General features: G+C 57.3%; 11 protein-coding genes. 9 read left to right on the top strand and 2 right to left on the bottom strand.

The features are described 5' to 3' along the window. The first annotated feature begins 14 nt into the window (after positions 1–14). From ACR0DY_RS13940 to ACR0DY_RS13925, 4 genes are all read left to right on the top strand, one after another. Positions 15–344, top strand: a complete 330-nt coding sequence (locus ACR0DY_RS13940) for a sarcosine oxidase subunit delta (protein ID WP_480473438.1) — start codon at positions 15–17, stop codon at positions 342–344. A gap of 67 nt (positions 345–411) precedes the next feature. Beyond that, positions 412–3,426 (top strand): sarcosine oxidase subunit alpha family protein, encoded by a 3,015-nt coding sequence (locus tag ACR0DY_RS13935; RefSeq protein ID WP_480545367.1) that lies wholly within the window; start codon positions 412–414, stop codon positions 3,424–3,426. Continuing rightward, positions 3,419–3,985 carry a sarcosine oxidase subunit gamma gene (locus ACR0DY_RS13930; RefSeq protein ID WP_480480299.1) on the top strand — a complete coding sequence of 189 codons (567 nt, stop codon included), beginning with the start codon at positions 3,419–3,421 and terminating at the stop codon, positions 3,983–3,985. Before ACR0DY_RS13935 ends, ACR0DY_RS13930 begins: the two co-directional genes overlap by 8 nt. Before the next feature lie 1,132 nt (positions 3,986–5,117). Next, the gene (locus ACR0DY_RS13925) at positions 5,118–5,621 is read left to right on the top strand and encodes a hypothetical protein (protein ID WP_480480301.1); all 504 of its coding nucleotides are present in this window, start codon (positions 5,118–5,120) and stop codon (positions 5,619–5,621) included. Between the two features lie 71 nt (positions 5,622–5,692). Here ACR0DY_RS13925 and ACR0DY_RS13920 read toward each other — a convergent pair whose 3' ends face one another. After that, positions 5,693–6,448 (bottom strand): FkbM family methyltransferase, encoded by a 756-nt coding sequence (locus ACR0DY_RS13920; protein WP_480538155.1) that lies wholly within the window; start codon positions 6,446–6,448, stop codon positions 5,693–5,695. A 100-nt stretch (positions 6,449–6,548) separates the two neighbouring features. Here ACR0DY_RS13920 and ACR0DY_RS13915 point away from each other — a divergent pair, with 100 nt between their 5' ends. Further along, a complete protein-coding gene (locus ACR0DY_RS13915; RefSeq protein ID WP_170704218.1) occupies positions 6,549–7,148 on the top strand; it encodes a superoxide dismutase in 600 nt (199 codons plus the stop codon). 4 nt (positions 7,149–7,152) lie between these two features. Then, positions 7,153–8,031, top strand: a complete 879-nt coding sequence (locus ACR0DY_RS13910; protein WP_480480305.1) for a metallophosphoesterase — start codon at positions 7,153–7,155, stop codon at positions 8,029–8,031. A gap of 104 nt (positions 8,032–8,135) precedes the next feature. Here ACR0DY_RS13910 and ACR0DY_RS13905 read toward each other — a convergent pair whose 3' ends face one another. After that, positions 8,136–8,687 (bottom strand): LOG family protein, encoded by a 552-nt coding sequence (locus ACR0DY_RS13905; protein WP_267366848.1) that lies wholly within the window; start codon positions 8,685–8,687, stop codon positions 8,136–8,138. A 127-nt stretch (positions 8,688–8,814) separates the two neighbouring features. Here ACR0DY_RS13905 and ACR0DY_RS13900 point away from each other — a divergent pair, with 127 nt between their 5' ends. From ACR0DY_RS13900 to ACR0DY_RS13890, 3 genes are read left to right on the top strand one after another with little or no spacing between them, the layout of a single operon-like run. Beyond that, the gene (locus tag ACR0DY_RS13900; RefSeq protein WP_480538153.1) at positions 8,815–10,197 is read left to right on the top strand and encodes a LysM peptidoglycan-binding domain-containing protein; all 1,383 of its coding nucleotides are present in this window, start codon (positions 8,815–8,817) and stop codon (positions 10,195–10,197) included. Between the two features lie 58 nt (positions 10,198–10,255). Next, positions 10,256–12,079: an ABCB family ABC transporter ATP-binding protein/permease gene (locus ACR0DY_RS13895; protein ID WP_480898498.1), complete on the top strand. Its 1,824-nt coding sequence runs from the start codon at positions 10,256–10,258 to the stop codon at positions 12,077–12,079. A 58-nt stretch (positions 12,080–12,137) separates the two neighbouring features. Beyond that, positions 12,138–12,536, top strand: coding sequence for a DUF2147 domain-containing protein (locus tag ACR0DY_RS13890; RefSeq protein WP_480538149.1), 399 nt, complete (start codon positions 12,138–12,140; stop codon positions 12,534–12,536). Positions 12,537–12,541 lie beyond the last annotated feature (5 nt).

Raw genomic sequence — 12,541 nt, 5'->3', positions numbered from 1 at the left:
AAAAGGATGACAACATGCTGATCCTGAATTGCCCTTACTGCGGCGTTGATGCCGAAGAAACAGAACTGGCCGCCGGTGGCGAGGCGCATCTGAAGCGTTTTGGTCCCGGCTCGTCGGATGACGAGTTCCACGACTACCTGTTCATGCGCGAAAACCCCAAAGGCGTGCACTTTGAACGTTGGCGCCATGCCAATGGCTGTGGCAAGTGGTTTCACGCGGCGCGCTGCACAAGCACGCTAGAAGTGTTCGGCACTTACACGGCTCAGACCTCCGAGCCACCGCAGGACATCAAAGAGGCCATCGCCGCAAAGCGCCCTGGATGGACCTGGAGAGAGTTCTCCTGATGCTTCATCTTTTCACAAATACTCCCGCCGGAGGCTCCGACGCCTCCACCCGCGAAAGGTCCGCACAATGAGCACCCGTCTCGCAAAACAAGGCCGGCTGATTGACCGGTCGAAAAAGGTCACGTTTACCTTCAACGGCACGTCGATGCAGGGCTATGAGGGCGACACGCTTGCCTCGGCGCTGCTGGCCAACGATCAGATGATGATGGGCCGGTCGTTCAAATACCACCGCCCCCGCGGCGTTGTCGCCAGCGGTGCGGAAGAACCAAACGCTCTGGTCGGGCTGGGGCAGGGCAACCGGTTTGAACCGAACCAGCGCGCCACCACGACCGAGCTGTTCAACGGCCTGACTGCGATTTCGCAAAACCATTGGCCAAGCCTTGAACACGACATCGGCGCGGTGAATACGGCATTCGCCCGGTTCCTGCCGGCTGGCTTCTACTACAAGACGTTCATCCACCCCAAACCGTTCTGGAAGCACGTCTACGAGCCGTTCATCCGTCAGTCTGCCGGTCTGGGCAAAGCGCCCGACAAGGACAGCCGCGATGCCGATACCTATGAGCACTTCTATGCCTTCACCGATGTTCTGGTCATCGGTGGCGGTGTGGCTGGCCTACAGTCGGCAAAGGCGGCGGCAGCTTCGGGTGCCAAGGTTCTGCTGATTGAGCAGAGCGCACATTGGGGCGGTCGCGCTCCGGTTGACGGCGGCACAGTCAATGATGAGCCTGTGGATAAGTTCGTGGAGCAATTGGTTTCCGAACTCGAAACAATGGACAACGTCACCATGCGCTCTCGCTGCATGGGCGCGGGTGTTTATGACCATGGTTACGTTCTGGGTTATGAACGCCTGACAGACCACACGCCGGGCGTGCAAGGCCCGCGCCACCGCCTCTGGCGTATCCGCGCCAAGCAAATTGTGACTGCAACCGGCGCAATTGAACGCCCGTTGTCCTTTGCAGGTAACGATGTTCCGGGTGTGATGCTGGCTTCGGCCATGCGCGATTATGCCGTGAACTGGGGTGTCACCTCGGGCGAACGTGTCATCGTCGCCACCAACAATGACGACGCCTATCGCACCGCGATTACGCTGAAGCAAGCGGGTGTGGATGTTTTGCGTATTGTTGACGCACGGGCAACGGCTGGACCTTTGGCAGAGGAAGCCCGCCAGTTGGGTATCCGCGTTGATCCGGGCAAGGCCATTGCCAAGGTCAAGGGCGGCAAGCGCGTCAAAAAAGTCGCCATCTGCAACCAGGAAGGTGTTGGAGGCGCTCGTGAAGAGGTTGAAGCAGATGCAGTGGCCATGTCGGGCGGCTGGTCGCCGGTCGTTCATATGTGGTCTCATTGCGGTGGCAAGCTGACCTGGGATGACGCGAATGCCTTTTTCCGCCCCGATCCCTCGCGCCCGCCGCTGGGCGCAAATGGCGAAGGTTTTGTTCTGGCCGCCGGGGCATCGAATGGCGCGTTGGCGCTGGGCGATGTTCTGACTGACGCCCACACTGTAGGAAAAGCAGCAGCCAAGGCGGCCGGATTTAAGCCCAAAAACATCAAGGCTCCGGTTGGCGAAACCACTGCAGAAGCTCCTATGGAGGCTGTCTGGCTGATGCCAGCAAACGCAGAAATCCAGCTGCGCATGAAATCCTGGCTCGACTTCCAGAATGACGTCAAAGTCTCGGACGTCCAACTGGCTGCGCGCGAGGGCTATGAGAGCGTTGAGCACACCAAGCGTTACACCACACTTGGTATGGCGACGGATCAGGGTAAGTTGAGCAACATCAATGGCTTGGCGATCCTCGCTGATGCGTTGGAGTCCGAAATCCCGAAGGTCGGCACCACGACCTTCCGCCCGCCTTATACACCCATCTCGATGGGCGCGATCGGCGGTGAAGCGCGGGGTGAAGTGTTCCAGCCGATCCGTCAGACCCCAATGCACATCTGGCACGACAAGAACGGCGCGGACTGGGAGCCGGTCGGCCACTGGCGCCGGACCTACGCCTATGTCCGTCCTGGTGAATCCGTGCATGACGCCGTGAACCGTGAGGTGAAGAACACCCGCGAAAACCTTGGCCTGCTGGACGCCTCGACGCTGGGCAAGCTGATCGTCAAAGGCCCCGACGCTGGCAAGTTTCTGGACATGTTGTACACCAACATGATGTCCACGCTGAAGGTCGGAAAATGCCGCTATGGCCTGATGTGCTCGGAAAACGGCTTTCTGATCGACGACGGCGTGGTCGCACGCATCGATGAGGACACATGGCTGTGCCACACCACCACCGGCGGTGCCGAGCGTATCCATGGTCACATGGAAGAATGGCTACAAACCGAATGGTGGGACTGGAAAGTCTATGTCGCCAACGTGACCGAGCAATATGCTCAGGTCGCTGTAGTCGGCCCCAATGCCCGTAAGGTTCTTGAAAAGCTGGGCGGCATGGATGTCAGCCGCGAGGCGCTGCCCTTCATGGAATGGCGCGATGGCAAGATCGGCGCGTTCGACTGCCGCGCCTATCGCATCTCGTTCTCGGGCGAGTTGTCCTACGAGATCGCCGTTCCCGCCTCGCAGGGTCAGGCGTTCTGGGATGCCCTGATGGAAGCAGGCAAGGAATTCGGTGTGATGCCTTATGGCACAGAATGTCTGCACATTCTTCGGGCCGAGAAGGGCTTTATCATGATCGGCGACGAGACCGACGGCACCGTGATCCCGCAGGATCTTGGGCTGCACTGGGCGCTGTCGAAAAAAAAAGAGGACTACCTCGGTAAACGCGCCCATTTGCGCAGCCATATGGCGGACCCCGAGCGCTGGAAACTGGTTGGGCTTGAGACTGTGGATGGTTCTGTTCTGCCTGATGGCGCATATGCAGTGGGCGAGGGTGTGAATGCCAATGGTCAGCGCAATATGATCGGGCGGGTCACCTCGACCTATTACTCGGCCAACCTCGGTAAAGGGATCGCTATGGGCCTGATCAAGCACGGCCCGGACCGGATGGGCGACGTGGTCGAGTTCCCGGGCACCGACGGCAAAACCTACAAAGCCAAGATCGTGGACCCGATCTTCTTCGATAAGGACGGGGAGAAGCAGAATGTCTGAACCTATCAGCGCATTGAACCACGCCAGCTATGATGGCATCGCTAATGTCAGGGAATGTGGCCTGCAAGGCATGATCACCCTGCGCGGTGACTTGTCCGACAAAAGCCTCGCCAAGGCCGTCAAGGACGCGACTGGGCAGAACGTACCCGGTCAGCGCGAGGCGCTGGTCAGCGGAGATACCGGCGTATGCTGGATGTCACCGGACGAGCTGCTGGTGCTGGTCCCTTATGCCGAGGTCGAGGCCAAACTGGCCGCAATTATCAAAGCTTTGGGAAAAACTCACGCACTGGCCGTCAACGTCTCGGATGCCCGCGCGGTCTTCACAATATCAGGCGCCAGCGCACGAGAAGTGTTGGGCAAAGTCGCTCCGGTTGATCTGTCGGCCGAGGCCTTCCAACTCGGCCAAATCCGCCGTTCGCGCCTGGCGCAAGTGGCAGGTGCGTTCTGGATGGACGATGCCGAAACTTTCCGCGTGGTCTGCTTCCGTTCGGCTGCGGATTACGTTTTCAAACTGCTGAAGGTTGCGGCGCAACCGGGCAGTGAGGTTGGCGTTTACTGACCTGTCTACACATCTGACGTTTTATTCGATGGCCGCCTCGTCCTGGACAGGCGGCCATCGAATTTTGTGCTGCTGCAAAGCGATTTGAGTGTGGGACACACAACAGGGTCTGTCGAGAATTTCGTTGCGCGATTTCTCCTGTTGCGGGAGCGGTGTGATTGGGCTAACGATCACCAAAAGGCTGAAAAATAAGAACTTTATTATGAATTTCTTTAGACTAATCGCAAGCGGCTTAATTGCTATTTCAACTATACCTAATGTGGCCATAGCCGAGACTTATTCAGAGACATTTGAGTGTGTTTTTGCCAAAGGCCTGGCAAATCGGCCAACTCCGACCCGCGTTGTTTTTTCAGTTGACGTGTACGGGCGCCAGGCGTTGCTCCACGAAGTTGAAATGCGGGGTATAGACACGCCGAAAAGATCGGCTTCTATCAACAGAAACAGCTTTCGGGTACTTTCGATCAGTTGGCCGGGCGACGCCTATACGTTTTCACGAACTGGCAGACGAACCAGAAGCGGTGACCCTCGCAGGATGGTTCTTGATTTAGGGCGCCAAGAGTTTTCGATTTTCCTGAATCGCGAAACAATGAAGGCAATAGCCAGCTCGAATTCGGATGTACAATCTTCACATGACGGAAACGCAAACGGGATCTGCGTTGAGATACCATTCCAAAGGTAAGGAAAGAGCGGAGTAATACTTTGAAAAAGATAGCATTTGCATTGACGCTTGGACTGTTGTCCACACCTGTTGTTTCAGCTTCTCAAACCTTTACAGAGACGTATGAGTGCAAGTTTGGCCATGGCCTTGTCAACAAACCGACTCCCGAATTCCTTGTGTTTTCGGTCGATGAATATGGTCGTTCCGCCTATATCCATGAGATCGAGATGCCAGATATCGATACACAGCCAGGACCAGCCAGGGTCAAGCGCGACAGTATTCGAAACTTGTCGGTTGCCTGGGTCGGTCGAGACTATGTCTATTCTGCGACTGGCAGAAGCTACGCGTCGAACGAGTCGCGTATTGACGCGATCGATCTACTCAATCACGAGTTCACAGTGTTTCTGGACCGCCGAACTTTGAAGGCGACCACACGATCAACCTCACACAGTGCGTACCTGCCGCGAGATGGTTTTGCCCGAGGAAAATGCAAACAGATACCCACACCATCCAGTTGACAAAAAGGTGCTGAAAATGAAAAGAAAATTTCTTGCTATTGGTTTTTCTGTATTGGCCGCTGCCGCGCAAGCCGAAGTTGCGAACTATATGTGTGAGCTTCATAGTATGGAAGCTCGGGGGTGGATCCCGCCCGAGGTTTGGCTGAGTGTTGATGCTGAAAACAAGCGTGCTCGGGCTTATGATTGGGTGATCGGCGAAGACAACAGATCGGCGGGTAGGAACGAACAGCAACCCAAGGACACCAAGTTCAAGGTCAACCGACGCGGTGAATACCAGATGAATTGGCGGGTCAGCCTCATGGCGAACTCGGGCGGTCAAGTGCGTGTGTCCTACACCGCAATGATGAACCCGCAAACGAATGAGTTCGAGATGATTGCGCGTTTTCCGCAGGCGAATGTAACTAACCGGCCAAGCGGTGTCGGACGCTGCAAAGCGGTCAATACCCACACGCTATACTGATATTCGGATCGCGGAAGGGGGGAGCGTTTCGCGCGTTCTTCCCAATCCGCAGACAGCTGTTTCTGATCGTACTAGGACGTGAAAAGATAGGTCTGGAAGCGGGTCAAGGCACCCTCATCCGTCATCGAGTGATCTGACGCAGCACCTTCCCGCTGGCATGTATCGTAAAACGACAATAGGTCGGCCAGATGCTTCATTCTGTCGGCTCGGTCTTCCTCATTCAGTAGTGGCGCATGTGTTGACAGCAGCAATGGGGGACGATGCTGTTTGAGCCAGGGTATTAGCGTGGGAAGTACAAAAAACTCCGCCCCTTCAATGTCCATTTTGACCAGTGAAACCTTCGACAGATCACAGGTCGACTGGAACTGCTCCCATGTAATCGTCAGCGCGTCATTCCCATGGGCTTCATTGTGCAGCAGGGATGTGGTCGAATCCCCGGGCTCACCCCAGACCGACGCCATGCGGGCCACGCCGAACTTGTCAGACAAAGCGACCCCGAAGGCTGAGACATTCCTGATCTGGTTCAGGTCCAGATTCCACGCCAGAAATCGATAGGCCGAAGGATCTGGCTCAAAACACCAGACATGGCGAGCCTTGCGCGCGCCGTATAAAACGGTCGGTCCGATCCATGCGCCGATATCCAGGTAATCGCTTTCAGGCGAAAGATACCGGTCGAGAACAGCAAAGGTTTCAGGCTCCCACTGGCCTGTGGAGGCTTTGCGCCAGAACTTTGAGTGATAAGGGTCCAGACGAAACGGCTCACCGTTCAGGTTGCCCGCATAGTAACCGCGGGCGCGGTAGAACATCTTGCGCGCCTGTGTCAGCATCGCCTGCCTCCGGGTTTTCTTGTCTCGGCCCTTGACCTGCGGCGGCTGCCAAAGCATTTAACCTTGGGAACCGCAACTCAAATTTATACAGGGGGCCGACATGGCTTTTGAACTTCCTGATCTTCCTTATGCACATGACGCGCTGGCAGCCAAGGGTATGTCCGCGGAAACACTGGAATATCACCACGATCTGCACCACAAAGCCTATGTCGACAATGGCAATAAACTGATCGCCGGCACCGAATGGGACGGCAAGTCGCTGGAAGAGATCATCGTTGGCACCTACGACGCAAATGCCGTCGCGCAGAACGGTATCTTCAACAACATCAGCCAGCTGTGGAACCACAACCAGTTCTGGGAAATGATGGGCCCCGGCGACAACGCCATGCCCGGTGAGCTTGAGAAAGCTCTGACCGAAAGCTTTGGTTCGGTCGACGAATTCAAATCGCAGTTCAGCGCCGCTGGTGCCGGTCAGTTCGGCTCGGGCTGGGCGTGGCTGGTCAAGAACGCGGATGGTTCGCTGGCCGTGACAAAGACCGAAAACGGCGTGAATCCGCTGTGCTTTGGTCAGACTGCGCTGCTGGGTTGTGACGTTTGGGAACACTCATACTACATCGACTTCCGCAACAAACGTCCGGCTTATCTGTCGAACTTCCTCGACAATCTGGTGAACTGGGAGAACGTCGCGTCGCGGATGTAAGTCATTGAACCGACGCCGGTTTATCAAGGGCCTGCTGGCGGTGACGCTGGCAGGCCTAATCACATCAGTCTACGGGTTTTTCATCGAACCCGCCCTGCGGCTGCGCGTGCGAAAATGGCGCGTCCGGCGGGAGGATTGGACTGCGCCGCCGCTCAGGATTGCCGTACTGGCAGATTTGCATCTGGGCGAACCTTTGGTCGGGCTGGACCGAATAAAACAGGTGGTACGGCGTACGAATGCGCTTGCGCCGGATATGATCCTGCTGCTGGGTGATTTCTTCGCAAGCCACAAAGGCGTTTTGCGTCCTGTCGAAATGAAAGATCTGGCACCGGTTCTTGCCAACCTTGAGGCCAAGAACGGTGTCTTTGCTGTACTTGGCAATCACGACTGGTGGGATGACCGGCAGGCGCAGCGCCGTGGTGCTGGCCCCAACCAATATGTCGATGCGCTGGAGCAGAGCGGAATTACGGTTTTGTCGAATACCGCCATCAAGCTAGAAGCTCTTGGTTTCTGGTTGGCGGGTCTTGAAGACCAGCTTGCGATCTGGCGCAACGGTAAACCGCAGGGGCTGGATGATCTGTCGGGGACACTGGCGCAAATCACCGATGATGCCCCGGTTGTGATGATGGCGCATGAGCCCGACATCTTCCCTCAAGTGCCCGACAGGGTGGCTTTGACGCTATCCGGTCATACGCATGGCGGTCAGATTCGTCTGTTTGGCTGGTCGCCGATCGTGCCCTCCAAATACGGCAACAGATATGCCTATGGGCATGTGCGCGAAGGCGGGCGTGATCTGGTTGTGTCCGGCGGCATTGGATGTTCCATCCTTCCGGTTCGATTTGGTGTAACCCCCGAGATCACGGTTATCGAACTGTCTGCCTAAAGACCTGAGGCTTCACCAAATCGACCAGCCCAATGTCTTGCCCGCATATGTGCGGCAACGATGCACAGCTGCGTTCGGTCAGACACTTTCGCGACCTGCCGGGTTTACCGCAGCTTATCGCGCAGGGCCGTCATTGCTGTTTCTGCATCTTCAGCCCAAATGACAAAGTCACCCAGTGATCGATCTGCAAAGCCTTGCCCGATCACCTGATGCAACAGGGTTTTCAACGCATCCCAATAGCCGTTCACATTGACGATGACGATGGGTTTGTCGTGCAGGCCCAGCTGCCGCCAGGTCAGCGCTTCAAAAAGCTCGTCCAGTGATCCCGGCCCGCCGGGCAGAACAACGACGGCGTCAGCATTCATGATCATGACCTTTTTCCGCTCGTGCATGGTTTCGGTGATCACGAAATGGGTCAGGTCGGTCTTGCCGACCTCTCGTTTGACCAGATGCACCGGAATGACACCAAAGGTCTCGCCACCGGCTTGTTGCGCGGCCCGGGCGACTTCGCCCATCAGCCCGACATCTCCGGCACCGTAAACCAGCCGCCAGCCTTCCTGCGCAAGCAGGCTGCCAAACTGTCGTGCGGTTTCAGAATAAGCTTTCTCGGCCCCATTGCGTGACCCGCAATACACACAGACGGATTTCTGAGACATGAAAGAGACGCTCCGGGGTTGTGTCAGAGGTTTTGACCCCTGATAGCGGGATTGATAGATTGGCTCAACTGTCCGCTGGAAGGCTTTTGAAGACAAAGCTTTTGTACGGCGGGGTGAAAGGAAAACAATGGACGCCAAATCGGGAAACGGAAGCTCGGGCAATTTTGTCTGGGGTGTGATTGCGGGTCTGGTTGCCGTGCTGGGTGTTGGGGGTTTGTATCTGTCCGGCGCTTTCACCAAAGCGCCAGAGCCTGAGGCGGGTGCACCGCAGGAACCCGTGTCTGTTGCAGCTACGCAACCGCAGGAACAAGCGGCCGAAGCGCCTGCGGAAACTACCACAACAGAACCAGCTGAGCAGGCCGCCGTGACACCGGATGAGGTACCAACCGCTGATCCCGCCGAAGACACGGCTGCGGCAACAGATGTTGTTTCAGACACAGATACCACAACGGCCCAATCGGAAGAGAATGTACAGGCACCCACGGCCCCCCCGGTTTTGGATCAGATTTTTGTTGAAGCAGACGGAACGGCGCTTTTGTCAGGTGACGCCGAACCGGGCAGTCAGATTGAGGTTCTGTTGAACGGTGAAACCGTGCACACATTCACGGTGGACAGCAGCGGGCAGTTCGCCGAGTTCGTCTCGATCCCCTTCAGCGATGCCGCGCAGGGGCTAATCCTGCGCAGCAAAAGCGGCGGGCAAACAACCCGGTCTGACGACTATCTGATCGCCGCTCTGCCGAAGCCGGTCGAGGAAGAGCCGGTTGCGCAGCAAACTGATGCTGCCGATCAGGGCGAAACAACCGAAGCTGAAGAACAGATAGCCTCGGCGGTTGTCGATCCAGAGACCGAAACCCCAGCTGAAACCGAAACATCAGACCCTGTGGCGACCGCGCCAGAAGCCAGCGAAGCGCAGGTTGCCGACCAGTCGGCAGAGACATCTGAAACGGGTCAGCAGATCGCGGTACTGCGGTCGGGCGAAGAAGGCGTTGAACTCGTGCAACCGCCCGTGGTTCGGGATACCCCGCCGGAACAGGTCGCGCTGGATACAATCGGGTATTCCGAAACCGGTGACGTCCAGTTGACCGGGCGAGTACAGGACGGGGCGGCCATCAGGGTGTATCTGGACAATCGTCTGGTTGCCGACCTTGCTCCGGAACAGGATGGATCCTGGCGGAGTGATCTGGACGGTATCGACCCCGGTGTTTACACGTTGCGTGTTGACGCGGTGAACACGGACGGGAAGGTCCTCAGCCGGGTCGAAACCCCGTTCAAACGCGAACCTGTGGAAGTTTTGGAAGCAGCATCAGGTGGCGGTGACGGAACAGCCGCGCAGGACAATGCCCCGGCAATTCGGTCGGTCACTGTGCAGCGGGGCGACACGCTGTGGGCGATCTCGCGTGACCGCTTTGGCGATGGCATCCTGTATGTGCGCCTGTTCGAAGCCAACCGCGACTTGATCCGCGACCCGGATCTGATCTATCCGGGGCAAATCTTTACGATACCGGAATAATCAACGCGCTGGCCCTTTGCGGGCCAGAGCCTTTCTCTGACCGCAGACAAGGTACGTGATGAGACGAACATCTCCGATGGCCTCGAGTGACGGGGTGCAGAGCGGCGAGCGCAGTTCAGGCTGGCGCACAATCCGCAAGGTCGCGCCCTACCTCTGGCCGCAGGACGAGGTTTGGGTAAAGCGCCGCGTGGTTATCGCAATGGCGATGCTGGTTCTGGCCAAACTGATCGCGGTCTATACCCCGATCCTTTACAAAGGCGCCGTTGACTCGTTGGCAGGTGAAGGCGTGCCGCCGCTGGCGCTGGGCGCAGTGGGCGTGACGGTTGCCTACGGCGTGGCGCGCATGATGACAGTTGGGTTCCAGCAATTGAGGGACGCCGCCTTTGCCCCTGTTGGACAGCGGGCCTTGCGGGCGCTGGCGCTGGAGACGTTCAGACATATCCATAACCTTTCCATGCGCTATCACGTCTCGCGCCGCACCGGCGGGTTGAGCCGTATCATCGAGAGGGGCGTCAAAGGCGTTGAATTCCTGCTGCGCTTCCTGCTGTTCTCGATCGGGCCGCTGATCCTGGAACTGTTGCTGGTTGCGATCATCCTGATGTGGTTGTTCGACGTCTGGTATCTGGTCGTCGTCGCCGTCACCATCGGCCTTTATATCTGGTTCACCTTTGCCGTGACCGAATGGCGGGTAAAGCTGCGGCGTGAGATGAACGATCAGGACACCGAAGCCAATCAGCGCGCCATTGACAGTTTGCTGAACTTCGAAACCGTCAAGTATTTCAACGCGGAAGCGCGCGAAGCTGCACGTTACGACGTGTCGATGAAAGCCTATGCCGGCGCGGCGCTGAAAACGGCCTATTCGCTGGCGTTTCTGAATTTTGGCCAATCCTTCCTGATCACCTGCGGCCTGATCGGAGTCATGGTTCTGGCCGCAATTGGCGTTCAGAATGGGAACCTGACCGTGGGCGATTTTGTCATGGTCAACGCCTACATGATCCAGATCACCGTACCGCTGAACTTTCTGGGGACGGTCTATCGTGAGATCCGGCAATCGCTGGTTGATATGGGGCAGATGTTTGATCTGCTCGAACAACCTGCCGAAGTCACCGATCAGCCCGATGCACCCGACCTTGCGGTCAAAGGTGGTGAGGTCACACTTGAAGATGTGCATTTTGGGTATGACCCCGAAAGGGAAATCCTCAAGGGTGTTTCCTTGATGGTTCCGGCCGGACAGACGGTCGCAATCGTCGGGGCGACTGGGTCTGGCAAGTCGACCATCGGGCGGCTGTTGTTTCGGTTTTACGACGTGACCAAAGGCGCGCTGAAGATCGACGGGCAGGATGTGCGGAATGTGACCCAGACCAGCCTGCACGCGGCCATTGGCGTTGTGCCGCAGGACACGGTGCTGTTTAACGACACCATTCGCTACAACATTGCGTATGGGCGCGACGATGCCACCCCGGAGGACGTCGAGGCCGCAGCCCGCGCCGCCCAGATTCATGACTTCATCTCATCGCTGCCCGACGGATACGACACCATGGTGGGTGAACGCGGCCTGAAACTGTCCGGCGGCGAAAAGCAACGGGTTGGCATAGCGCGGACATTGCTGAAGAACCCTCCGATCCTGTTGCTGGACGAGGCGACCTCGGCCCTGGATACCGATACGGAACAGGACATCAAGGATGCGCTGGCGCACGCAGGAGAAGGGCGGACCGTGATCACGATTGCCCATCGCCTCAGCACCATTGCCGAGGCTGATCGGATTGTTGTTCTTGAGGCCGGTGAGATCATCGAACAGGGCACACATGACGAGCTGTTGGCACGGTCTGGGCGATATGCTCAACTGTGGAACCGCCAGCAGTCGGACAGTGAGGCCGCCTGAGGGGCTCATCTTGCCCTGCGGAATGTGCTAGGATGCGCCGTGCATGAAGGGGAACGCCATGATCAATGGATTAGCAAGACGAATAGTACCTGTCGCTGTTGCGGTTCTTCTTCCGGCTATGGTCGCAGCTGACCCGATCGAGGGCGTTTGGAAGACCGAGCCTGATCGAAAGAACCTGATCTCGCATATCCAGATATCCGCCTGCGCGGACAAGTTCTGCGGCACGATACTTTCGGCTTTTGATTCATCGGGCAAAGAAGTTCAAACGCCGAATATCGGGAAAAAGCTGTTCTGGGACGTGTCCAGCGAAGGCGGTGGAAAATACGGCGGGGGTGAGTTCTGGGTTCCCCTGATCGACGTTGACGCTGTTCCACAGATGACGTTGCAGGGTGACAAGCTCATGGTCAAAGGCTGTGAACATTCGATTTGCGCGCACCAGACCTGGTCCCGACTGTGACGACA

The sequence above is a fragment of the Ruegeria sp. O6 genome, assembly GCF_056535045.1.
This window is presented reverse-complemented; position numbering and strand designations above follow the sequence as displayed.

What these genes read in the sequence shown, in the direction of transcription:
- ACR0DY_RS13930 (WP_480480299.1), top strand. Translation starts at nt 3,419, where the DNA reads ATGTCTGAACCTATCAGCGCATTGAACCACGCCAGCTATGATGGCATC.
- ACR0DY_RS13900 (WP_480538153.1), top strand. Translation starts at nt 8,815, where the DNA reads ATGGACGCCAAATCGGGAAACGGAAGCTCGGGCAATTTTGTCTGGGGT.
- ACR0DY_RS13935 (WP_480545367.1), top strand. Translation starts at nt 412, where the DNA reads ATGAGCACCCGTCTCGCAAAACAAGGCCGGCTGATTGACCGGTCGAAA.
- ACR0DY_RS13920 (WP_480538155.1), bottom strand. Translation starts at nt 6,448, where the DNA reads ATGCTGACACAGGCGCGCAAGATGTTCTACCGCGCCCGCGGTTACTAT.
- ACR0DY_RS13940 (WP_480473438.1), top strand. Translation starts at nt 15, where the DNA reads ATGCTGATCCTGAATTGCCCTTACTGCGGCGTTGATGCCGAAGAAACA.
- ACR0DY_RS13915 (WP_170704218.1), top strand. Translation starts at nt 6,549, where the DNA reads ATGGCTTTTGAACTTCCTGATCTTCCTTATGCACATGACGCGCTGGCA.
- ACR0DY_RS13895 (WP_480898498.1), top strand. Translation starts at nt 10,256, where the DNA reads ATGAGACGAACATCTCCGATGGCCTCGAGTGACGGGGTGCAGAGCGGC.
- ACR0DY_RS13890 (WP_480538149.1), top strand. Translation starts at nt 12,138, where the DNA reads ATGATCAATGGATTAGCAAGACGAATAGTACCTGTCGCTGTTGCGGTT.
- ACR0DY_RS13905 (WP_267366848.1), bottom strand. Translation starts at nt 8,687, where the DNA reads ATGTCTCAGAAATCCGTCTGTGTGTATTGCGGGTCACGCAATGGGGCC.